Origin of the sequence: Roseibium album (assembly GCF_965233825.1) — a bacterium.
GTDB classification, from domain to species: Bacteria; Pseudomonadota; Alphaproteobacteria; order Rhizobiales; family Stappiaceae; genus Roseibium; species Roseibium album.
The window spans coordinates 3,737,702-3,760,718 of the sequence record NZ_OZ247583.1 but is presented as its reverse complement, the minus strand read 5'-3'; the positions used below and the strand labels follow the sequence as shown (position 1 = coordinate 3,760,718).

Genomic DNA, 23,017 nt, shown 5'->3' with positions numbered 1-23,017 from the left:
AACTGGTTCGCATCGTTCGTTCTTTTTAACGTTGCTGGGAAATTACTGGCGAAAGCAAGCCGGTTCAGGCCTTCGCTTCAAACCGTCAGGTGTCAGAAGCCGCAACAATTGTGACAGCCAAAACGAAGAACGTTATGCGGCGCGAACGCTTGTGTGTTTCACTTTTCCAATGAACTCGGACAGCCAGGCAATCTCCCTGAAGTAGACTTCCATGCTAAGGGACGCAAGTTCCATAAGCAGTTTTTGCGGGTCAGGATTTTCGAACCCGGTTTGCTGAAGAAAGATCTCGTATTCCTTCCTGTAAGCCTCTGGTATCCGCATTCCCGCCTCGTAGACTCCGTTCGTTCCGTCACGGCGGAGCGCTCGGCGCCGCCTAAAGACATCGTCGGAGATTTCCGTTTCCTTTGGGTATCGTCATTCTTCTCCTTTCCTCGCTATCCCCAACTCAACATCGCCAAAATTCGAAAATTGCTGAAAAAAGCAGGAAACCGACCATTTGTCGCACCGTCCCCCTTGCGCTTGACGCGGTAAATCTTCGACGCTGACAGGAATCACAATTCCAGACGAACCAACGTCCCGCAACGAGCCCTTCATGAGCCAGTCCACAGCCCCTTCGTTCAATCCCCTGTCGGATTCATTCGCGCAAGACCCGCACCCCTTCTACGCGGCATTGCGGGCGCAACCGGGACTGACATATTTTGAAAATTTCGATGTCTGGCTGGCAGCCCGGTTCGAAGACGTTTCGCAAATCGTCATGCACGACAAGATGGTCCGTTCCATGGAGCAAATTGCGAGCGCGGAAGAAATCGATATCCAGAAACGGGCAGGCAATTGGCACGACATGCCGCATCATGCCCGCTTCGTACAGTTTTCCCTGCTCGACAGCGACGGGGAAATCCACGACAGACTGCGCAAGCAGGTTTTCAAGCTGTTCACACCCGTGATGGTCAACAAGCTACGCAGTGAAATCCAGGCTTATGTCGAAAACCTTGTAGAAGGCCTGTCTGACAGGCCGGTCATCGATTTCGTGGAGGATCTGGCCGCCCATGTCCCCGGGCACATTATCGGCCGCATTCTGGGTGTACCCGACGAGGACTGTCCGCAATTGCGTATCTGGTCAGAAAACATCGTCCAGTTCTTCGACATCGACCGCTCCGACGAGCGCAAGGAACTTGCCGAACGAAACACAACAGAATTCTATCACTATCTTCTTCAACTAAAGGCAAAGCGGGAAACGGAACCGCGTGACGACCTCCTCTCCACGATGATCGAGGCGGAACGTCAGGGCCACATGAACCACGACGAATTCTTCTCAACGGCGATGCTGATACTGATGGCGGGCCACGGGTCAACGATCGACGTTCTGGGGAGCGGCATGCATGCACTTTTGAAGTTCCCCACTCAAATGCAAAGGCTGCGGGAGGATCCCGGTCTCATGAAGACTGCCGTCCAGGAGATGTTCCGCTATGAATCTCCCCTGCCCTTCTTCCACCGCTACTGCACGGAAGACGTTGAGATCTCCGGCCAGTTGTTTCCACGGGGTACGAAGTTCGGTGTTCTTTATGGTTCAGCTAACAGGGACCCCAAACAGTTTCCGGACGCTGATCTGTTCGACGTCGGGCGTTCCCCCAACTGGCACATAGCTTTTGGGCGCGGCGCGCATTTCTGCCTGGGCAATCATCTGGCCCGGCTTGACATGGATATCATTTTCTCGACCCTGTTGAAGCGGTTCAAGATGATCGAGCTGTGCGAAGAACCTGTCAAATACAAGCACGGGCTGTCTGTGAGAGGCCCCGAAAAACTTCGGATCTCCTGGCAAGCAGCCTGATCTGCCCTATCTACCTAACGCTATCCCACAAATCATACGGATCTCCAATGCGGCATCTGACAATTGTTTTCGGTACTTTCCTGATCGCTTTTCCAACGGCACTTCATGCAGACGCAATCGAGCTGGGGCCGCGTCCCGCCTGGCTGGTCAGCCAGATGGCAGACAGCGATCTGAAGGACAAACTGAAAAGCTGCATCGGCCAACCGACAAAGCGCACATTGTTTTCCATCAGCCATCGAGGCGCACCGCTCCAGTTTCCCGAACATACCGAGGAAGGCTATCGTGCAGGTGCGTTGATGGGTGCCGGCATATTAGAATGCGATGTAACCTTCACCAAAGACAAGGAACTGGTTTGCCGCCACTCCCAGAACGACCTTCACACGACAACAAATGTTCTTGCAACGGACCTGGCTGCAAACTGCACGGCGGCTTTCACTCCGGCCAGCGGGGGCAGCCCGGCATCGGCAGAATGCCGCACGTCCGATCTGACGCTCGACGAATTCAAGTCCCTGCGCGGCAAGATGGACAGCGCCGACAAGACCGCGCAGAGCGTCGAGGATTATCTGAATGGAACGGCTCCCTGGCGGACCGAGCTTTACGGCCTGACCGGCACCTTGCTGACACACGCGGAGTCAATTGCCCTCTTCAAGGACCTCGGCGTCAAGTTCACACCGGAACTGAAAGCACCGAAGGTTGCAATGCCCTATGAAGGATTCACCCAATCCGACTATGCCCAGAAGCTGATCGAAGACTACAAGGCAGCGGGCATACCGGCAGAAGACGTCTTTCCGCAATCCTTCAACCTTCAGGATGTTCGCTACTGGATTGAAAATGAACCGGAATTCGGCAAGCAGGCTATCTATCTGGACGGCCGGCGTGATCTCAATCCCATGGACCCATCGACATTTTCACCATCGATGGCGGAATTGAAGGAAATGGGCGTGAATTATCTCGCGCCGCCGCTCTTTGTTCTGCTTGCGCTGGAAGACGGAAAGATCGTGCCCTCTCCTTATGCAAAAGCTGCAAAGGCTGCCGGACTAGACCTGATTACCTGGACGCTTGAACGCTCCGGGCCTCTTGATGCCGGTGGTGGCTGGTACTATCAGACCATAGGTGACGTGATCGACGGAGACGGAAGAATGCTCGAGGTGGTCGATGTCCTTGCAAAAGACGTCGGTGTAAAGGGGATCTTCTCCGACTGGCCCGCAACGACAAGCTTTTATGCCTCCTGCATGGGTTTGCCCTGAGGTTATTCCTTAAGAGCCTTCGAACACTCGGTTCTGCCCTGGAAGCCGGGCATGAATGTACCCGCACGCTGGAGTTGATAATCATTCCTTCACCAACTCCGACTACGTTCAGGAAAGTGTCTACGTCAAACGTGATCTAGCAAATTGAAAACCTTTCCACTTCACAGCGTCGATTGTCAGTTGCTTTACAGGGATCACGAGCCACTGCAGGGTTCAGAACTCGAAGAGCTTGTCCGCCAGTCGGCTGAAATGCTCGGTCTGCATCCTGACGGAAGTCAGCTCATCTCGATGAGTGCGGATCACGACATCCAGATGATGTGCGGCAACCTCAAGGTTCTGGTTACGCAAAGCCTTCCCCTAGAGGAGAAAGCACATCTCAAAGAGGCTGCCCGGTTCCAGATTGCGCAAGATGCCATCAGGCAAGGTCTCGAGCTCACAGATAACTGCCGGGCAGTAACGAGCATTTCGGTCCGCAAGGGAATGCTGGCGGATGTTGAGTTTCCGGAAGGAATGGCACGGCTGCATGGACCTGAAATCCAGTCCTTTGCCAACGCAAAGGAAACCGTAACGGCAATGAACCTTGCCAAGGTTATCTCGGTAAACCTGCTGCGCAAGACACCTGCGCTTGCCGTTTTCTGGGCTCCGAACCAGCATTTTCTGCCGCCGCAGACATTTTCCGAACTGGCAATTTCGGATGAGCCGACGATGCTCTACATCAGGCCGCACATTTATTCTCCGATTCAGGAAGTATCGGAAAAACGGTTGATTGGCGTCTCGGCTGCCGGATCCGAGTATATTCTTGGTTTCAAGGTAGGCTTCGAACCAAGCAGGTTGCCTGTCCAGTTCATGGTTCAGAACCTCATGGTGTTCGCCTCCTTCTGTCTCCAACGCGGCAGTGTTCTGCCTGACGGAGACGTTTTCGGAAAAAGCGAAAAGGAAAAAATCAGACTTGATTACCAGGAGACGAGCGAAGGCGAGCCTGACAAGATAGTCCTGGCAGTTCAATCGTCAGCAGAACTCGGGATCGTCGGAGAAGAGCGTCCTACGATCTATCATGCCTATAATGAAGACGGTGAACGTCTCTCCTCGACGGTTACCGATGTCGATGTTAGTGACCTTGACCCTGACGACCCGGTTGATGCGGCAATTCTGGAACGCCTTGCAGAACTCAAGAAGGCAACTCCACCGCCAGAAAATCGGAAGACCGCGTCAGACACCGCCCCACCCAAAGAGCCCGTCGAGACACCTTCAGCCTCGCCTGTCGACGAGATGCAACCGATAACGCCCCCACGCCACAGCACGGACCCTGCTCCAAGGCGTGCGTCCATGGAGGAACTGCGAAGCCTTGCGCGCCAGCATCAGGTCTCACGGGAAGAAACAGCGGAACGCAAAGGGAGAAAAGGCTTATTCGGGAAGATTTTTGGAAAAAAATCCGGCGAGTAAGGTATCTACATCCAGATACGCGACGCTTTGCTTGAAGACGAAATTGACTTAAATATTTGTTCTTACTTCAGGTTTTTTCAAAGTACGTTTAGCGCGCCGGCAACATTGTTGACTTGTGATCTTGCCCGAGCGCCGAGATCAGCTCGCTTAGCATTGCTAATCACTTCTTCATCCGTATCGTTTACGTTCGCTGAAGATTGAAATGAGATTTGTGGTCAATAAATTGAAGATACACCCTCTAGCGAGCGTAGACAGTCAACTCTTGTACCGGTCGTTTCAACCTCTGGACGGCAATTCGGTCTTTGAGGCCATCATCGACGCCGCGAAGTCCATCGGACTTGCAATGGATGGTGAACGGTTGGAAACGACCACGGAACACGACCTTTCCGTGCGGATCGGTGACCTTCTGGTGTCTGTGACGCAATCGATTCCGTTTTCCGAAGATGACTACCTCCAGGTCGCCCTCGATACATTTTCGTTCGAGAACTCCCTGAACGGAATCCCCTCGGTTGACGAGGCTGTCACGGCCTGTACGCACGTGTCGGTGCAAAAGGATACTCCGTCCACCGAAAGGACAGAGGCGAGTGTTTCCAACCTGACGGATCTGGATCTGGCGACGTTCAGCGATAGCGGGGAAGCTTTGCGCGCGATGGAGCTAGCCAAGTCACTTGCTTTGCTTCTTTCGAAAAAGTCGGAGCCCGATGCCATATTTTGGGGTCCCAGTACATTTCTTCTGGATCCCGGTAAGTTCAAACAGCTGGCCGCGTCAAGAAATCCGCTTTTGCTTTACCTGCACTGTCACGTCTACACAAAAGAGGATTCGGCGACCGACCAAAAGCTCGTCGGTGTCATCGCGTCCGGCGCGCAATGGCTTATCGGCAGAAGTGTCGAATTTAAACCGGCCTCGCTCCCGGCAGAGTATCTGGTCGAAAAAGTCTATGATTTTGTCGCCTATTCGCTCAAGAACGAAAAAACCGCCGACAATGGCGATGTTTTCGGCAAGGACGACAGCGAAAAGGTAGCGATCTTGGCACACCAGTCCGATGGGCACGGACCGGACAAGATCGAATTGAAAGTGGTCCATAATCCCGAATTTGGAATCTCCCGAGAAATTGCTCACGAGACCGATCATCCGCAAGACTTCGACCGGGAACTGACCGGTGCGCCGCGCAGCAATGAAGAAGATCCTGAACTGAACCCCAATGATCCTGTCGACGCGGCTATTCTGGAGAGGCTCGCGGAAATTAATGCGGAAGAACCCGAAATTGCCCGGGAGCCCGCTAATGAGACGAGGGTTGTTTCCTCGCCAGGCGTGTCAATTCCTGCAACTTCGCCAGAACCTGAAGCCCCTGTTGCCACTGTTCAGGACGAAGAAACACCTGAACCGGCGGCTGTAACGGAACCAACACAGGGCTTACCGGTGGAAGAGCAGCGGCCTGTGCGCAAAGCCAGGCCTGCCGCTCAACGAATGTCCATGGCAGAGCTGAGAGATTTTGCGAAGGAAGCCCAGGTTCCGCAGCCCGACAGGGACGTTTCGCACAAGAAGCGCGGTTTTATCGGCAAGATTTTCAGCAAGAAATCGGGTTGAACGGGCGACTGTGTCAGCGCGCCTGATCGAGTGTACGTTTGCACTCAAGCAATTCGAACAAGGTCGCCTGCAAACGGCGTATGTCTTCCCGTGTGACCGAAGACTGCTCGGCACTCGCACTCGGTGTCGGCTTCTCACCACGCAGCCTGTTGAGAATGTTCAATCCACCCGCTGAAGACTGGGGAACAGCCTCATGTCCAGTCTCGGGCAGAACACCGTTGGGCAAAGCCTCCGCCTCAACACCCATTGACTCATGGGCATCAACGACCCGCGGACTCTCTTCGATTTGCGGTTTCGTCACCACTTGCAGAGGCGATGCGTCCGCGCGCCAGATCTGCATGACAAATCGTTGTCCCTGCTCCTTCAGGATCCGCTGCACCCCCTTGATGGTATAGCCTTCGCCATACAGCAGGTGCCGGATCCCCTTGAGCAACTCAACGTCATCGGGCCGGTAGTACCGCCGTCCGCCACCCCGCTTGAGCGGTTTTATCTGGGAAAACCGTGTTTCCCAGAAACGCAGCACGTGTTGCGGCAAGTCCAGATCGTCTGCGACTTCGCTGATCGTTCGAAAGGCGTCCGGGCTTTTGTCGTGTGAGTTCATCCGGTCTTAGTTATTTGCTCGCCTGTCCTGTCAGCGCATCATTGATCCGCTGCTTCAATACGTTCGATGGTTTGAACACCATCACGCGGCGCGGCGAAATCGGTACTTCCTCGCCGGTCTTCGGGTTGCGGCCTATTCGCTCTCCCTTCGAGCGGACCACAAATGAACCGAAGCTTGATAATTTTACCGATTCTCCGGTGACAAGACAGTCTGAAATTTCAGAAAGTACACGTTCGACCAATTCAGATGACTCGGTCCGTGACAGGCCTACTTTTTGATAAACGGCTTCACACAGATCCGCACGGGTAATAGTCCGATTGCCCATAACCCCTCCCCAACGACGCCAGTGATCTGGCTGATTTTGCAAGAAAACTTCAACGCAAGGCCCTACGGTATTGCCTCACGGCTGGTCGGTCAACCGGAACTCGAGATCAAGACGAGATTTGTCAATTATTGCAGATTGCTCTCTTACCAGCGCAGCAGGACCGATCCCCAGGTAAATCCGCCGCCCATTGCCTCCAGCATCAAGAGATCGTTCTTTTTGACACGTCCGTCTCTTACAGCCGAATCAAGAGCGAGAGGGATCGAAGCTGCCGAGGTGTTTCCATGCGACTGTACAGTCGTGACAACTTTTTCCGGAGCAATGCCGAGTTTTCTGGCGCTGGCATCGATAATACGCTTGTTCGCCTGATGTGGAATGAACCAATCCAGATCATCCGATGTCAATCCGGTGGCTTCGTAGGCATCTTCGATCACATCCGTAATCATGCCCACTGCATGCTTGAACACCTCGCGGCCTTCCATGCGCAGGTGACCGACCGTCTGGGTTGTCGACGGACCACCGTCGACATAGAGCTTTTCCTTGTGCCTGCCGTCGGACCGCAGGTGCGAGGTCAGAATCCCGCGGTCATCATTGGTGCCTGCGCATTCGGTCCGTTCCAGAACAACAGCTCCTGCCCCGTCCCCGAAGAGCACGCAGGTTGTCCGATCCTCCCAGTCCAGTATGCGTGAGAAGGTTTCCGCGCCGATCACCAGGCAACGCTTGGACAGACCGGATCGGATATAGGCATCCGCCGTTGTCATGGCATAGACAAATCCGGAGCAGACGGCCTGCACGTCGAATGCAAATCCGTGTGTGATCCCCAGTTTCGCCTGAACCGTAACCGACGTCGCCGGAAAGGTATTGTCCGGCGTCGCCGTGGCCAGAATGATCGTATCTATGTCGGAAGCTTCCCGACCCGCGCTTTCCAGCGCTCTACGAGCGGCCTCAAGCGCAAGATCAGATGTGAACTGGCCTTCACCGGCAATATGACGCTGTTCGATACCGGTGCGCTGAACGATCCATTCGTCCGACGTATCGACCATCTTTGCAAGATCGCCGTTGGTCAGAATTTTCTCCGGCAGAAAGCTGCCGCAACCGGTCACGGTAGAACGGATTACGCTCACAAATCACCTTCCGTTGTCGGCGCATCTTCTGCGAAGCGGCCGCGATGGTAATGCACAAGATCCTGAGCGATCTTGTGGGTCAGTTCGTTCTTCACCATGTCATATGCCAGATCAATAGCAGAGGCATAGCCTTCAGCATCCGTTCCGCCATGACTCTTGATCACAATGCCGTTCAGCCCCAGGAACACACCGCCGTTGACCTTACGCGGGTCCATTTTTTCACGCAGCAGATCAAAGGCTCCCTTGGCGAACAGGTAGCCGATTCTGGACATAAAGGTCCGATTCATGGCCGAACGCAAGTAACTGCCAATTTGCTTGGCGGTTCCCTCAGCCGTTTTCAGGGCAATATTGCCCGCAAACCCTTCCGTCACGACGACATCGACAGTTCCCTTGCCCAGGTCATCGCCTTCAACAAATCCTGCGTAGTCGAGTGAACGCAGAGGTGTTTCTCTGAGAAGCCGTCCGGCGGTGCGGACTTCCTCCAGTCCCTTGACCTCTTCGACACCGATATTGAGCAGTCCAACACTCGGGCGCTGCACACCAAAAAGCGCGCGTGCCATCGCGCCGCCGAGGATCGCAAAGTCTATGAGCTGCTGCGCATCCGCACCGATCGTGGCCCCGACATCGAGCACAACCGATTCTCCGCGCGTCGTCGGCCAGATCGCGGCGATCGCGGGCCGTTCGATATTTGCCATTGTCCGTAGGCAGAATTTCGACATCGCCATCAGGGCGCCAGTGTTGCCGGCCGAGACAGCAACCAACGCGTCGCCTGACTTTACCGCCTCAATGGACCGCCACATGCTGGAGCGCCAACGTCCCTGGCGAAGTGCCTGGCTGGGCTTGGTGTCCATCGCGATCGAAACATCACAATGGTGCAGCACGGAGGCATCCTTCACCCGCGGATACTGTTCCAGCAGGGGGCGAATGACGTTTTCATTGCCGTACAGAAGGAAACGAATCTCCGGATGGCGGACAAGCGCAATCTCTGCCCCGGGAATGACAACATCGGCCCCGTTATCGCCGCCCATGGCATCCAAGGAAATCGGAATTGTTTTCGCCATTCAGAAGGTCTTTTAACGTTTCGCAAACTAGGACGGTACCGGTAGGCGCACCCAACAGAATGACGCCCTATCAACAGGTGCCCGGATCGGGCGCGAACATAACGGTTTTGGTCGGAGTGACAACCGTTTTCATGAACTCTTACAGAACTGGCGTTGAAAACCCGTACCGAAAACAGTTTTCATCGACCCGCCTCTTATCCTCAGAGCCATAATGTCAGTCTTCCTTGTGACTTTTTAAAGTCTCCAGGGCCGCGAACGGTGACGGTTTTTTTTCCGTTTCTTCCTGTGCAGTCTCTTCCAATTCGTCGCCGCGTTCGAATTCAACACCGGGTTTGCGAGGAAAAGTGTCCAGAGAAAGCGCGAGTTCTTCGCAGATGAGTGCACCAAGGTCCAGCACACCATCAATGATCACGTCAGGTGGATCAAGCGATTCCAGGTCGATTTCGATTTCTCCCTCGTCGTTCAGGTCCCTGATCCTGCGAGGTTTGCTCGAAACCGGTTCAAACGTCCGATCGACCTTGATAGACAGGCTGCTGTCGAATGCTTCAAGCGAAACACAGCAAGTTTGCGATAGTTCGGCATCGATCGATCCGACAACACGCATGCCTTCCTTGCGATAAGGCTTCAGCGTGAATTCAGCCTTCAATCCCCTGATATCCAGGATGTCATATGCGCTGGCAATCGCACGCAGGCTTTCGGCATCGGGCTCGATCACAAGTGCTTCGTCCTTGTCGACAACGCGGTTGGCGTTGACGGCATAGGAATAGGGAAAAGTTTCTGTCGCCATGGTTCTTCTTTCTTTTGATCTTTCCTGGCCTCAGACTTGAATGTTTGAAAAGTCTTCGGGTGCGGGCCAACCCAGTTTGCCGACGGTAAGTTCCCCGGCAGGCTGATCTGCCAACTTCTTTGCCGCTGCGAGCGTGTAAAGGGCGAGACGCTTCTGGGCGACCGGTTCCGGATTGTCCGGGTAGAGATTGCGCCCGAGCGCTGCAGCCAACTCATTCACGTCGGCGTTTTCTATCGCGGGAATGTAGGCATCCGCCCGACCGTAAAAAGCCTCACCCATCACCTTCACCTTTTTGGGAACACGGGTGTCACTGACCCCCATCTCCCGAAGAGACGCGTCCATGTCCTGAAAAAACAGATCGAACACTTCCTGCGTGAACTCCGCGATCTTAGGGCCTTCGCTGCGCATGCGCCGGAAATAGAGCACCGCGTGCACTACGATAAGATCGAACCTGCCATCGATCGTATCGGGTACCAGAAAGTCTGTATAAAATGCCGGTTGCCGTGCTTGAGCCACGATTTCACAATAAACCTTGTGTCCGGCTTCACGAGACCGGCGGCGGAATAGGCCTAATACCATGACCGTCTCCATTTAACTCAGGTGTTGCCTTGTGCCCTATCCCACGATAGTGACTTTGCCAAGCAACGAAATTCAAAAGCAGCCAGATCGTTCTGGCCAAACGGGACTTCTTAGATGAACTTCAAGGCGAGCGCCCTGATCCTTCCGCTTCTGGCCACGCTACCGCTCGGCGGCTGTTTTACATCGACCTATACACACGGTCATGTTGTCACGACATCCATGCTGAACCAGGTACAGGTCGGATCCAGCCGTGAACAGGTGGAACTCGTGCTTGGTTCACCTTCGACGACATCCAGCCTGAGCGGTGATGCCTATTATTACATTTCGCAAAAAACCGCGACGACCGCTTTCCTTGCGCCGGATATCGTCGAGCAAAGGGTTGTGGCCATCTATTTCGATGATGACGGTTTCGTTCAGGACATCGGCAACTATACGCTTGAAGACGGAAAAATCGTCGATATCGTGACCCGGAAAACCCGGACGGGCGGTGCGGATTACGGCTTCCTGACACAGATTTTGCGCGGAGCGACCAATCCTGGCCTTGGACTCTGATACGTTCTCCAGTAGAGAATCAGTATTGCGCGTTCATTCCACCGCAGACGCACCCATAAAATCGCCAATTGCACCAAAGCAATTCTGGTGCAATTGAGAAACTCGACTACATCGTCGCCTTTCAGTCGGATCGTTGTATTGCAAACCAAAGAGAAAACCGTCTACTCCGGCATAGAAGAGTTAGTGGCAATCGACAGATCCATGCCGCGCTACAACAGCTTCATCGCCGAAACGATAACCCGTAGCCTGAAACCCGGAACAAGGCCGGTCGATTTTGGCGCCGGCATCGGCACCTTGTCCGACTTGATTGTCGCCAAAACCGGCATCAAACCGACTTGTGTTGAAGTTGACCCCACATGCAGACAAGTCTTGCAGTCAAAAGGATACCGAACATTCGACAATATTGCCGATGCTGGAAAGTTCGATTTTGTATTCAGCTCAAACGTTCTTGAACATATTGAAAACGATCAGGAAATACTGAAACTCATCTTCAACAGCCTCGAAAAGGACGGGCGGATTGTCCTCTATCTTCCCGCGTTCCAAATCTTGTTTTCCAAACTCGATGCAAGCGTCGGGCACTACAGGCGGTATGACAAAAAGGCGCTTGTCACCAAGCTGACAAATGCCGGCTTTGAAGTGGAGGAGGTTTCCTACGCGGATTGTCTTGGTTTTTTCATCAGTTTGATTTTTCGTTTTTTCGGATACTCGTCCGACAAGGGCCTGGCTTCTCCGGGGAGACTTGAAACTTACGACAAGTACATTTTCCCCGTGAGCAAGGGAATTGACTCATTGGGCATCAAACACTTTTTTGGCAAAAACATTTTTGTTCGCGCGAAAAAGTCCTGAAGCCCAATAGAGACGATCCTGTGTGAAACACCAGCAACCGACGGCCTGCAGATCGATCAGATGCAAGTCTTCCGGAAATTGTCAGCGCATTGTTTTTCAAGCGCAACTCACGTGTAAAACGATATACGGGCGTTCAATATAAGTTGTCAGATCAGTGTGACGACTGTAACTAGTCAGCACAATTCAACAAAACAGCGTCTCAAATGCTTCTCGATATCATTTTGTTTCCGCTTTTCGCGGCAACCATTTCAATAATCGGTATCGGTTTTTGGGAATGCGTTCGAAAAGTCTCGGCGGTCGCTCCTGCGCCAATACCAGGCTTCTTGTTTCCGCTGCTTGGAGCGTTTGCGATCGGGTTTGTCGCGCTGGTGATCAATTTTTTCAGCGGCGTTGCGAACGCCTATTCGTTCGGAGTGATCACGGCGTTTTTTGTCTATGGCTGCTGCCTGATCAACAGGGACGTTGCCAAATCACTTGGGTTGATTTGTGTCTTGGCGGCTCTGTGCACTCCTTTGGCGGCAGACATGCAGGCTGGCCCGGATGCCGGCCTTTATCATTTGGCGCACCAAAGGTGGATCCGAGATCACGAAATCATTTTCGGTTTTGCCCATCTTCACGCAAGATATGGTTTCAGCTCTTTCCTTGAGTACACCAACGCTCTCCTCTGGATCGGAGAGACGTTCAAATTCCTCTCCTACATGTCTGCACTTTTCTTTGTCTCACTCCTTTGCTTTGTTTTTTACGCGATAAACTCAAGAAACAACATCCTCAAGATGTTCGCGTTTTATCTTGCTATCGGCATGATAATTTATGACAACTACTTCATTTGGAAATACGGTTACGCAGACAGCGCTGCAGGCGTGGCATTCGCACTGTCGATTGCAGTTGGACTTTACGTTCTTGTTCTGGACGAACAGCATAAAGAGAGCCGAAACTCGCTGCTGCTCGCATTCTTTATCCTGTCTGCCATGGCGGTCGCGCTCAAGGTCAGCAGTATACTTGCAGCCATATGGGCATTTTTTGTCTTCCTCGTTCTGCTCCATCGCAGACTGCTTTCGTTCAAACAGGTCCTGGGCGTGGTCGCCTTTCCCGCTGTCTTCACTTTGCTATGGCTGCTTCGCGGTGTGTTCACGACGGGCTGCCTCCTGTTTCCCGCGTCATGGAGTTGTCTGGACCTGCCGTGGGACAGCAAGGCCCAGGCACTTGAATACAGCAACGCCGTGACCGCCTGGGCAAGACACCCCCATACCGGTTTTTCCTCGCTCGACAGCTGGTCATGGCTCTCCGACTACTGGCTGGCAGCCAACTTGGAATTCTTGATTTTCTTCGGCGTTGCGGTCGTCATCACACTTGTCGTGGCAGCGGTGCTTCGACGTTTCTTTGAAACCGAAAGACTTGCCGCTTTTCAGGCCATCGTCCTTGCCGGCATTGTCTTTGCCGCGCTGGCACTCTGGTTCCTGAAAGCTCCGACCGAAAGATTTGGCATTGGTGTCCTGATGATCGTGGCTCCAACGATAGCCCTGACGCTGTTTGGCGCTCCTGTGATCAAAAACGGATTTCCCACCAAGGCAATAGGCGTGTTGCTGATCATCCTCATGGCGAACAATCAGGGCGGCTTTTCGATCAAGGGCCTGTCAAGATTTCACATCCTGACCGTGCCGCAGGATGAACTTGTTGAACACCCGGTTTTTGGGGTACACGGCAAGACCCCCGACGATCTGTGCTGGGCGGCGCCAAACTGCATTCTATCCGATCCACCTGCCCCCAAAACACGGTCAGGCTATCTGTTCTTTGAACAGCAGGATACTCAGGATGGCCAAACCGGTCTGCCGGACTGAAGCAAGGACGAAAAGAATGAAGATTGCCAACCGCAAGAGAGTGCTCGTTACCGGCGGCTCGGGGTTTCTGGGTTCTCATTTATGCGAACGTCTTCTTCGCGAGGGTTCCGACGTCCTGTGCATCGACAACCTCTACAGCAGCACGAAAGACAACATCGTACATCTGCTCTCGAACCCGAATTTCGAGTTTCAAAGACATGATGTGACGTTTCCTGTCTATCTCGAAGTCGACGAGATCTACAATCTCGCCTGTCCGGCCTCTCCAATTCACTATCAGCGAGATCCCGTGCAGACGACAAAAACCAGCGTTCACGGCGCCATCAACATGCTGGGGCTCGCAAAACGGACCAAGGCGCGTATTTTTCAGGCGTCGACAAGTGAAGTCTACGGTGACCCGGAAGTGCATCCCCAGACCGAAGACTACTGGGGCCGTGTCAACCCGATTGGCGTTCGCTCCTGTTATGACGAGGGCAAACGCTGCGCGGAAACACTCTTCTTCGACTATCACCGTCAACATGGGCTTGAGATCAAGGTGGCCCGGATCTTCAACACATATGGCCCGCGCATGCATCCGAACGATGGCAGGGTTGTCAGCAATTTTATCGTACAGGCGCTCCAGGGAAACGACATCACCATTTATGGTGATGGTCTGCAGACCCGCAGTTTCTGTTACGTCGACGACCTGATTGACGGTTTTGTCAGCCTGATGTCGTCACCAAGGGACCTGACGGGCCCCGTCAATCTTGGAAACCCATCCGAATTCACCATTCGCGAACTCGCGGAGACCGTGATTGAGCTTGTCGGGGGTGCGTCCAGACTGGTTTTCCGCCCACTCCCGCACGATGACCCGAAACAAAGGCAACCGGATATCTCGATCGCAAAAGAACAGCTTGACTGGACCCCGCAAATCCCGCTCAAAGAGGGACTGAAGAATACAATCGCCTATTTCAGGGATTTGTAAGCCCAATGATCCCTTCCGACACACGCATCGTCATCGTTACTCCGGTTTATGAAGACTTCGAGGCAAGCAGCCGGCTGTTCAAGGAGTTGCAGGCCGAACTTGGAGATAGCGTCTATATTGTCGCGGTCGACGACGGTTCGGTCAGGCAACCGCTCGATACATCCGGCCTTGACGAGGCTGGAGCAAGAGGCGCCGTTCTCAAACTCAGGAGAAATGTCGGGCACCAGAAGGCAATTGCAATTGGCCTCGGTTATGTTTCGACGCATGTTCACGCCGGTCAGTCCATTGTCGTAATGGACTCCGATGGCGAGGACCTTCCTGCCTCAATTCCGCAATTGCTCAAAAGTCTTCAACCCGAACAGGTCGATGTAGTTGTTGCCCGCCGAAAGAGCCGGGTAGAAACACTTCGCTTCAAGACGTTTTATGCGATCTACAAACGCCTGTTCCGCGTCGTGACGGGCAGAACCATCAGTTTTGGCAACTTCATGGCGATGAAATCCGCCGGCGTCAGACGACTGTCGGCCATGCCTGAACTGTCGATCCATGTTGCATCCGCGGTTCTTGCCTCGAAATTGCGCATTGACACCTGTCCGCTCGATCGTGGCCCCAGATACGCGGGTCAATCGAAAATGAATTTCGTCGGCCTGGCCCTGCACGGGTTCAAGGGGATGATGGTCTTTGCGGAAGACGTGCTGGTGCGTGTCGGCATCGCTTCCGCGATCGTCGCCATCCTGTCCGTGCTTGGCGGCATGACTGCCGTCATGCTCAAGACTATCGGTTATTCGACACCGGGCTGGTTTTCCGTCGCGCTGGGTATCCTGGTGTTGATGTTCATGCAGACCGGCGTTCTTTCGTTGATGACCCTCATGCTCACTGGCGTCGTGCGAAGTGGTACGGTGACATCCGAACTCGACTACAGAGATTTCATCGAAAAGGTGCTGTTCAGCGCAAAGGCCGACACCAAGCTCGAAGCTGCCTCCTGACCAACGCCTCTCGTTCACGATATCCTCGCAGGGTCGGCTGGGTCGCGAACGCTCAAAATCAAAAGGTAAGTGCACACGTGAAACTCGTTTCCAGCATAATAGCGACGGTGATGTTCATCGCGCTGCTTCTTGTCACCTACTGCATACACATCTGGTATTTCCCGGTAAACGTCGTCTTCTACGCCTCGATTACCGACGCCTTTATCGCAGCAATCCTTGCAGCTGCGGTCCTGTTCTTCACGGGCTTGTTCTCCAGGCTTGGAGGCTTTGAAAAAAGTCAGCTGGTCGCGATCTGGCTACTTGGCGGATACGCATTCGCGATATCCATCCCGACCGTAATAGACCGCTCGCTTTCCTTCTACATTCTGGAAAAGCTCGAACAGCGTGGCGGAGCAATTCTTGTCGACCGGTTCGAAGACGTGTTCACGAAGGAATTCATAGATGAACACCGGCTGGTCGATGTTCGCCTTACCGAACAGCAGCAATCGGGAACTGTCGAGATCGTCGACGGCTGTGCGATCCTGACTGACCGGGGACGCGCCATTGTCGCGTTCAGCAGCTACTTCCGGCTGAACCTGTTGCCGCAGCGCCGATTGCTCAACGGAGAGTATACGGACGACCTGACAAATCCCTTCAGGGAGAGCATCGAGGCTCCAGACTACTCATGTGGCCCATCGCTCGACAATAGCAACTAGAGCGCTCTCATTTCACGCAACACCTATCGGCACAAACAAAAAAGGCGCGGCAATCGGTTTTCCAACCAATTGCCGCGCCAATTTTTCAACTTTTTCGTGCCAGGGCCGTATCTGGCCCGGACAGCCGCGTCAGTGCGCCAGAATGGCCAGCAACAGCAGCGCCATGATGTTGGTGATCTTGATCATCGGGTTCACCGCGGGTCCGGCTGTGTCCTTGTAGGGATCACCAACCGTGTCACCGGTCACCGACGCCTTGTGCGCCTCGCTGCCCTTCTGATGGGTCACGCCATCCTTGTCGGTAAATCCGTCCTCAAAGGATTTCTTGGCATTGTCCCAGGCACCGCCGCCTGCCGTCATCGAGATGGCCACGAAAAGGCCCGTCACGATCACGCCGAGAAGCATCGCACCCAATGCCGCGAACGCATCAGCCGGTGTCGCCACCGCACGCACGACGAAGAAGACGAAAATCGGTGACAGGACCGGAAGCAGCGACGGAATGATCATCTCACGGATCGCCGCTTTCGTAAGCATGTCGACAGCCCGGCCATAGTCTGGCCGTTCCGTTCCCTCCATGATGCCCGGCTTCTCCTTGAACTGGCGACGGACTTCTTCCACCACCGCTCCGGCGGCACGGCCGACGGCCGTCATGGAAATACCGCCGAAGAGATAGGGCAGCAATCCACCGAAGAGCAATCCGGCCACAACATAGGGGTTGGACAGGGTGAACAGCGTATCGACGTTGATACCTGCAAAGATCGAGCCTTCGACAGCTGTGCTGGAGAAGTATCTCAGATCCTCCGTGTAGGCGGCGAACAGAACCAGAGCGCCAAGTCCGGCAGAACCGATTGCGTAGCCCTTGGTGACCGCCTTGGTCGTGTTGCCGACTGCATCGAGGGCATCGGTTGTCGTGCGCACTTCAGCCGGAAGATCAGCCATTTCGGCAATGCCACCGGCATTGTCGGTGACCGGACCAAAAGCGTCGAGTGCAACGACCATGCCCGCCAGCGCCAACATGGTGGTCACCGCAATGGCAATGCCGAACAGTCCTGCAAAGCTGTAGGTAACAAGAATGCCGGCGATAATGATGATCGCCGGGAGCGCTGTTGCTTCAAGCGAAACCGCAAGACCCTGGATCACATTGGTGCCATGACCGGTGACGGAGGCCTGGGCAATCGATCTCACAGGACGGTATTCAGTACCTGTGTAGTACTCTGTCACCCAGATAATCAGACCCGTAACGATCAGGCCAGCCACACCGCAGACAAAGAGATCAAATCCGGTGAAGGTTGTTCCGCCGGATGTTGTGTACTCCGTTCCGGCACCGAGCCAGCCGAAGACGATGATTGCCAGGGCAACCGCCGACAACACTGCCGTTGCGATAAAGCCCTTGTAGAGCGCTCCCATGATCGAATTGTTCGCGCCGAGCTTGACGAAGAACGTTCCGATAATGGAGGTGACAACGCAGCTCGCCCCGATCAGCATCGGCAAAAGCATCAGTTCCAGCGCCTGGGCGCCGGTGAAGAAGATCGACGCAAGAACCATTGTCGCAACGACGGTCACCGCGTAGGTTTCGAATAGATCGGCAGCCATGCCGGCACAGTCACCGACATTGTCGCCGACATTGTCCGCGATCGTTGCCGGATTGCGCGGGTCATCTTCAGGGATCCCCGCTTCGACCTTGCCGACGAGATCCCCGCCTACATCCGCGCCCTTGGTGAAAATACCGCCACCGAGACGTGCAAAGATGGAGATCAAGGAGGCACCGAAGCCAAGAGCGACCAGCGCATCAATGACGGTCCGGTCAGTGGATTCGTAACCCATCATTCCGGTCAGAACCGCGTAATAGACCGCAACGCCCAGAAGAGCGAGGCCTGCAACCAGAAGACCGGTGACGGCACCGGACTTGAAGGCAATTTCCAGTCCCGCACCAAGGCTCTGACTGGCGGCCTGTGCGGTGCGAACATTCGCGCGGACCGATACCATCATGCCGATGTATCCGGCGGCACCTGAGAGGATGGCTCCGATGGCAAAACCGATTGCCGCAGGCCCGGAGAGCAATATCCAGACGAGCACAAAAACGACGGCACCAACGATGGCGATCGTCGTATATTGCCTGTTGAGATAGGCGCTGGCCCCTTCCTGAATCGCTTCCGCAATTTCCTGCATACGGGCATTGCCCGCGTCCGCCGCCATGACGGATTGGATTGCCCATGCGCCATACGCAATGGACAAGAGGCCACAAACAACGATGATGACAAGCTCGATCATACTTCCTCCCAGGGCTGCGGCGAGCTGTTTTTATTGTTGTTTTCCCGCCAAACTGCACCTCACGCAATTTCCTCAGCGTGAGGAGAGCACACGATATCAACAAAGCAGAGCGCTTCGTCAAGCTCTCATATGGTTTAATTCAGCTCTTCCGTTACGGTAAAAAATGGTGCAGCGCGGTATTTTTGCTGCACTGACGAAATGGAATTCCAAAGAATCTTTAAGCGGTTGTAACTGCTTTCCTTTCACTCAGCACCAGCCAGACAAGCAATCCGATGCAAATGACAACAAAAGGAAAAACCAGCACATTTACCGTTCCCCAACCGAAAGCATTCAGCAGTGCTCCCGATGAAAACGAGGCAGCAGCAACGAATCCGAAGACCAGAAAATCGTTGACCGCCTGCACCAGATTGCGCTCTTCGGGCCGGTAAGTGTCGGTCAGCATCGCCGTTGCACCGATGAAACCGAAGTTCCAGCCAAGTCCCAGCAGAACAAGTGCGGTCCAGAAATGTGCCAATTCGATCCCCATCAGTGCCACGATCGAACAGCCTGCAAGCAGCGCCAGTCCGATGGAAACGATGCGTTCCTTGCCGAAGCGGGCAATCAGGTTTCCGGTGAAGAAACTCGGTCCGAACATGGCGAGCACGTGCCACTGGATCCCGAGCGCCGCGTCGGTTTCGGTAAGGCCGCAGGCAATCATGGCGAGCGGTGTTGCCGTCATGACCAGGCTCATGAGCGCGTAGGAGCAGATCCCGCAGGCTGCCGCGACAATAAACCTTGGCTGCGCCATGATTTGCAGCAGCGGGCGGCCACCGGCATGCGACCTGTTCCGGCGCGGCGGCTTGGGGATCTTGATGAAGGCAAGCAAGAAGAGCGCGCTGAGGCCGAGGCCTGCCTGCGCAAGATAGGTGCCGGCAAACAGGATCGGCGCAAACATGTCCTTTGTTGCGATCACCGTCTGCGGCCCGACGACACCCGCCAGAACGCCTCCGGCCAGAACCCAGGAAATGGCTTTCGGCTTGAAGGCATCACTTGCTGTATCTGCAGCGGCAAACCGGTACTGCTGAACGAACGCGCCGGCAAAGCCACCTATTGAGCAGGCCAGTGCAAACAAAAGGAAATTGTCGCGAAAGACGGCAAATGATGCCAGCAGGCCGGACAGCACGCCGAGAACTGCGGCTCCCGTGAACCCGGCCCTGCGGCCGAACCTGCGCATGATCATGCCCGCCGGTATCGTACCGAACGCAGTGCCTAGAACCATGGTTGATACAGGCAGGGTTGCGAGTGACTTGTCCGCATCGAGCATCATGTAGCCGATAAGCGGCCCCGTCGCGATCACGATGGAAGCCGATGCTCCGCCGAGTGCCTGTGCCAATGCCAGAAGCACGGCATTTCGTTTTGCCAGGCGATCATCGACAAAGGGTTCCGTCGTTGCGGTCGTCATTTTTCAGATCTCGGGATTGGCCGGTTGCGGCTCAAGATGAAGTGGAGACAACCGGTATCACGACTGGAGCGTTTCGTAAAACCCCGGGTCAGAACGATCTCAAAGCCGGAAAAAGCCGTCAGAAATGGCGGAAGCCGGACCCGCTCTCAAGTTTCATGGGGCGCCCGTTTTCAACGAGATTCACCTTGCCGGCGCTGCTCGTAACCACCCCAATCGCGGTGACAGGACAACCGGAATCCGCTGCTTTTTCTGCAAATTCCGACGCAACAGCAGACGGCACCGACGCAAGTATCTCATAGTCATCGCCGCCATTCAGACACTGGGCAAAGACATCCGGCACCGTCTTTTTCATCCGTTGCAGTGCTGAGGATATCGGGACACTTGACATTTCGATTTCAAACCCGACCCCGGAAGCCCGTGCCATGTGACTGCAATCGGCGAACAGGCCGTCAGAAACGTCCATGGCTGCAGTGGCATATCTGGTGAGCAGGCCGGAAAGGGCTGTCCTTGGCCGCGGCAATAGATACCTGTCCAGAATGTGACGCTCTTCTGCCCCGTCAAGCGATGCGATGCCGCAAAAACTATCGTCGAGCCGCGCCTTCAGGCCGGCGGCGGCGTCTCCGATGGTTCCCGAAACGAAAACCAAATCACCCGCATTCGCACCGGACCGACGTACTGTCTTGCCGGCTTCGGCTTCCCCAATGGCGGTGATCGATATCTGAAGGCCGTTTCCCGACCGGATGGTGTCGCCACCGAGCAGCTGGACATTGTAGGCTGACTGATCGGCGGTCAGACCCGAGCAGAACCGCCCCAGCCAATTCGCCGTCCAGTCGGACGGCAAGGCAAGACCCAACAGATATCCCCGTGGCCTGGCGCCTTTTGCCGCAAGATCGGAAAGGTTGACCCTCAACGCTTTTGCGGCGATTGCCTCAGGCGCGTCATGTGCGAAGAAATGAACGCCGGATGCAAGCACATCCTTCGTCAGGACAAGATCATAACCGGGTCTGGGAGAAAGTACGGCGGCATCGTCCGTCAACCCAAGGCTGCCCGGATCCTTCGCAAGCGGCGCGAAGTATGTCCTGATGAGTTCAAATTCTCCCGGCCGGTCGTCCGCCATGATCAGGAGGCGCCGTCCGCCTTGCCGGTATCGAACTCGGCGTTGCGCAACTCGTGAGCAAGCCTGTCCAGCACACCGTTCACGAGGCCCGGCTCATCATTTTCAAAGAATGCCTTCGCCACGTCAATGTACTCGGAAATGATGACTTTCGCCGGCACATCCTTGCGGCGCAGCAGCTCATAGGATCCAGAGCGCAGGATTGCGCGCAACAAGCTATCGATACGTTTCAGCGGCCAATCTTCGGTCAGTGCGGTGTGGATGAAAGGGTCCAGAAACTTCTGGTCCTCGACCACACCGGCGAGGATCTGCTTGAACCACTGTTCGTCGGCATCACGGTATTGCGCGCCATCAATCTCCTTGCCGAGACGAAAGGCGGTAAATTCGCTCACGACGTTTGCGAGCGATGCACCGCCCACGTCCATCTGATAAAGCGCCTGAACCGCAGCAAGGCGCGCAACGCCGCGCTTGTTGGCGGGGCGCACAGTCTTAGCCGGATTTTCCGGGTCGGCCTTTCCGGTCATTTTTCTTATACTCCAAGCCGTTCGCGCAGTGCGATCATGTCAAGGGCAGCCCTGGCTGCCGCCCCACCCTTGTTCTTGTCACCGACTTTCGCACGTGCCCACGCCTGCTCATCGTTTTCCACTGTCAGGATGCCATTTCCCACAGCAAGATCCGCATCGACAATGAGGTCCATGATTACCCGGTTCGATTCATTTGCCACGATGTCGTAGTGCGTCGTCTCGCCTCGGATCACAACTCCAAGCAATACGAAACCATCATATAGAATACCGTCGTTTTCCATCGCGGTCATTGTCATGGACAGGGCGGCCGGGATTTCGAGAACACCAGGCACCGCAATCCGATCGCAACTGGCGCCGGCGGCCTCGATTTCCTTGATCGCACCTTCTACCAATGCATCGGCAAGGTCGTCATAAAAACGGGCTTCAATGATCAGCAGTTTGGGAGCAGCGCTCATGGGTCATGTTTCCATTAGAGGGGCCGCGACAGGAACCACGTCCATCCCGGTTTGTCCAGTGTCAATCGTGCAGGGCTGCCAGAACCGGACAGCATCAGTGCTTCCGGCTGTCTATACCATTGACGCCGTCAAATACCCCGGGTCGGCCCTAGTCGGTCTTCGAGAATTCCGCAAGACGAGCAGCATACCGGGCCATCATATCCACTTCCAGATTGATTCTGTCACCGAGATGGCGATCGGACCAGGTGGTCACTTCCAGCGTGTGAGGGATCAAAAACACGGAAAACAGAATGCCGCTCACCTCATTGACGGTCAGCGAGGTACCGTCCAGCGCAATCGACCCTTTTTTTGCAATAAACCGTGCGGTTTCCCTCGGGGCTTCGAACTGGAAGTAAACCGAGTCCGGATGATCTTCGCGTTTAACCACTGTGGCGATACCGTCGACATGCCCGAGCACCAAATGACCACCAAGTTCCGCACCCAGGGTCAAGGATCGCTCCAGATTGATCCTCTGACCTGCACGCCAGTCCGAGACCGTCGTCAATGCCAGGGTTTCGGCGGCCGATTCGACATCAAACCAGTTTCCGTCATCACTGTTCGACTTTGCCGTTACCGTGTGACAAACACCTCCACAGGAGATCGAGGCCCCGATATCGAACGTGTCCGCGTCGTAAGACGTGCGAATTCGTGTCCGCTTGCCGGCCGGTATGTTCTCGACCGATAGAATTTCGCCTAGATCGGTCACAATCCCGGTAAACAT

Annotated in this window: 23 protein-coding genes; 10 read left to right on the top strand and 13 right to left on the bottom strand. The window is 54.8% G+C overall.

Annotation, left to right across the window (positions count from 1 at the left end):
• Positions 1-132: 132 nt before the first annotated feature.
• Positions 133-321 (bottom strand): hypothetical protein, encoded by a 189-nt coding sequence (locus ACO6TI_RS17125; protein WP_196893008.1) that lies wholly within the window; start codon positions 319-321, stop codon positions 133-135.
• 271 nt (positions 322-592) lie between these two features.
• On the opposite strand from ACO6TI_RS17125, the gene ACO6TI_RS17120 reads away from it, so the two are divergent.
• The 4 genes from ACO6TI_RS17120 (at position 593) to ACO6TI_RS17105 (ending at position 6,106) form a co-directional block, all read left to right on the top strand.
• Positions 593-1,828, top strand: a complete 1,236-nt coding sequence (locus ACO6TI_RS17120) for a cytochrome P450 (protein ID WP_422382951.1) — start codon at positions 593-595, stop codon at positions 1,826-1,828.
• Positions 1,829-1,875: 47 nt separating this feature from the next.
• Entirely contained in the window at positions 1,876-3,075 is a 1,200-nt protein-coding gene (locus ACO6TI_RS17115) for a glycerophosphodiester phosphodiesterase family protein (protein WP_422382950.1), read from the top strand.
• Positions 3,076-3,219: 144 nt separating this feature from the next.
• The gene (locus tag ACO6TI_RS17110) at positions 3,220-4,518 is read left to right on the top strand and encodes a hypothetical protein (protein WP_422382949.1); all 1,299 of its coding nucleotides are present in this window, start codon (positions 3,220-3,222) and stop codon (positions 4,516-4,518) included.
• A gap of 202 nt (positions 4,519-4,720) precedes the next feature.
• Positions 4,721-6,106: a hypothetical protein gene (locus tag ACO6TI_RS17105; RefSeq protein ID WP_422382948.1), complete on the top strand. Its 1,386-nt coding sequence runs from the start codon at positions 4,721-4,723 to the stop codon at positions 6,104-6,106.
• A 13-nt stretch (positions 6,107-6,119) separates the two neighbouring features.
• Here ACO6TI_RS17105 and ACO6TI_RS17100 read toward each other — a convergent pair whose 3' ends face one another.
• From ACO6TI_RS17100 to ACO6TI_RS17075, 6 genes are all read right to left on the bottom strand, one after another.
• Complete coding sequence (locus ACO6TI_RS17100; protein WP_196893019.1) at positions 6,120-6,707, bottom strand: MerR family transcriptional regulator; 588 nt, start codon at positions 6,705-6,707, stop codon at positions 6,120-6,122.
• Between the two features lie 10 nt (positions 6,708-6,717).
• Complete coding sequence (locus ACO6TI_RS17095; RefSeq protein WP_023003819.1) at positions 6,718-7,032, bottom strand: integration host factor subunit alpha; 315 nt, start codon at positions 7,030-7,032, stop codon at positions 6,718-6,720.
• A gap of 143 nt (positions 7,033-7,175) precedes the next feature.
• Complete coding sequence (locus ACO6TI_RS17090) at positions 7,176-8,153, bottom strand: beta-ketoacyl-ACP synthase III (protein ID WP_055118831.1); 978 nt, start codon at positions 8,151-8,153, stop codon at positions 7,176-7,178.
• Positions 8,150-9,214, bottom strand: coding sequence for a phosphate acyltransferase PlsX (gene plsX, locus ACO6TI_RS17085; RefSeq protein ID WP_055118833.1), 1,065 nt, complete (start codon positions 9,212-9,214; stop codon positions 8,150-8,152). The genes ACO6TI_RS17090 and plsX overlap by 4 nt, the downstream gene beginning before the upstream one ends.
• A 214-nt stretch (positions 9,215-9,428) precedes the next feature.
• On the bottom strand, positions 9,429-10,001 hold the full coding sequence (locus tag ACO6TI_RS17080) for a DUF177 domain-containing protein (protein WP_196899052.1): 573 nt from the start codon (positions 9,999-10,001) through the stop codon (positions 9,429-9,431).
• A 30-nt stretch (positions 10,002-10,031) separates the two neighbouring features.
• The gene (locus tag ACO6TI_RS17075; RefSeq protein WP_055119068.1) at positions 10,032-10,580 is read right to left on the bottom strand and encodes a ubiquinol-cytochrome C chaperone family protein; all 549 of its coding nucleotides are present in this window, start codon (positions 10,578-10,580) and stop codon (positions 10,032-10,034) included.
• Between the two features lie 114 nt (positions 10,581-10,694).
• Between ACO6TI_RS17075 and ACO6TI_RS17070 the strand changes: the two genes are divergently transcribed.
• The 6 genes from ACO6TI_RS17070 (at position 10,695) to ACO6TI_RS17045 (ending at position 16,455) form a co-directional block, all read left to right on the top strand.
• Complete coding sequence (locus ACO6TI_RS17070; RefSeq protein ID WP_029062388.1) at positions 10,695-11,132, top strand: outer membrane protein assembly factor BamE; 438 nt, start codon at positions 10,695-10,697, stop codon at positions 11,130-11,132.
• A gap of 138 nt (positions 11,133-11,270) precedes the next feature.
• Positions 11,271-11,978 (top strand): class I SAM-dependent methyltransferase, encoded by a 708-nt coding sequence (locus tag ACO6TI_RS17065; RefSeq protein WP_348317994.1) that lies wholly within the window; start codon positions 11,271-11,273, stop codon positions 11,976-11,978.
• 203 nt (positions 11,979-12,181) lie between these two features.
• Positions 12,182-13,816: an LIC_10190 family membrane protein gene (locus ACO6TI_RS17060; protein ID WP_422382947.1), complete on the top strand. Its 1,635-nt coding sequence runs from the start codon at positions 12,182-12,184 to the stop codon at positions 13,814-13,816.
• Between the two features lie 16 nt (positions 13,817-13,832).
• Complete coding sequence (locus ACO6TI_RS17055) at positions 13,833-14,777, top strand: GDP-mannose 4,6-dehydratase (RefSeq protein WP_196893027.1); 945 nt, start codon at positions 13,833-13,835, stop codon at positions 14,775-14,777.
• Between the two features lie 5 nt (positions 14,778-14,782).
• Positions 14,783-15,760, top strand: a complete 978-nt coding sequence (locus ACO6TI_RS17050) for a glycosyltransferase (RefSeq protein ID WP_196893029.1) — start codon at positions 14,783-14,785, stop codon at positions 15,758-15,760.
• Positions 15,761-15,837: 77 nt separating this feature from the next.
• On the top strand, positions 15,838-16,455 hold the full coding sequence (locus ACO6TI_RS17045; protein WP_196899046.1) for a hypothetical protein: 618 nt from the start codon (positions 15,838-15,840) through the stop codon (positions 16,453-16,455).
• Between the two features lie 129 nt (positions 16,456-16,584).
• On the opposite strand, the gene ACO6TI_RS17040 is transcribed toward ACO6TI_RS17045, so the two are convergent.
• From ACO6TI_RS17040 to ACO6TI_RS17015, 6 genes are all read right to left on the bottom strand, one after another.
• On the bottom strand, positions 16,585-18,723 hold the full coding sequence (locus ACO6TI_RS17040; RefSeq protein WP_104704459.1) for a sodium-translocating pyrophosphatase: 2,139 nt from the start codon (positions 18,721-18,723) through the stop codon (positions 16,585-16,587).
• A gap of 217 nt (positions 18,724-18,940) precedes the next feature.
• A complete protein-coding gene (locus tag ACO6TI_RS17035; RefSeq protein ID WP_422382946.1) occupies positions 18,941-20,164 on the bottom strand; it encodes an MFS transporter in 1,224 nt (407 codons plus the stop codon).
• 118 nt (positions 20,165-20,282) lie between these two features.
• On the bottom strand, positions 20,283-21,281 hold the full coding sequence (thiL, locus tag ACO6TI_RS17030) for a thiamine-phosphate kinase (RefSeq protein WP_422382945.1): 999 nt from the start codon (positions 21,279-21,281) through the stop codon (positions 20,283-20,285).
• Between the two features lie 2 nt (positions 21,282-21,283).
• On the bottom strand, positions 21,284-21,802 hold the full coding sequence (nusB, locus tag ACO6TI_RS17025) for a transcription antitermination factor NusB (protein WP_055118851.1): 519 nt from the start codon (positions 21,800-21,802) through the stop codon (positions 21,284-21,286).
• 5 nt (positions 21,803-21,807) lie between these two features.
• Positions 21,808-22,257, bottom strand: a complete 450-nt coding sequence (gene ribH / locus ACO6TI_RS17020) for a 6,7-dimethyl-8-ribityllumazine synthase (protein ID WP_055118854.1) — start codon at positions 22,255-22,257, stop codon at positions 21,808-21,810.
• A 148-nt stretch (positions 22,258-22,405) separates the two neighbouring features.
• The gene (locus ACO6TI_RS17015; protein ID WP_350186055.1) at positions 22,406-23,017 is read right to left on the bottom strand and encodes a riboflavin synthase; all 612 of its coding nucleotides are present in this window, start codon (positions 23,015-23,017) and stop codon (positions 22,406-22,408) included.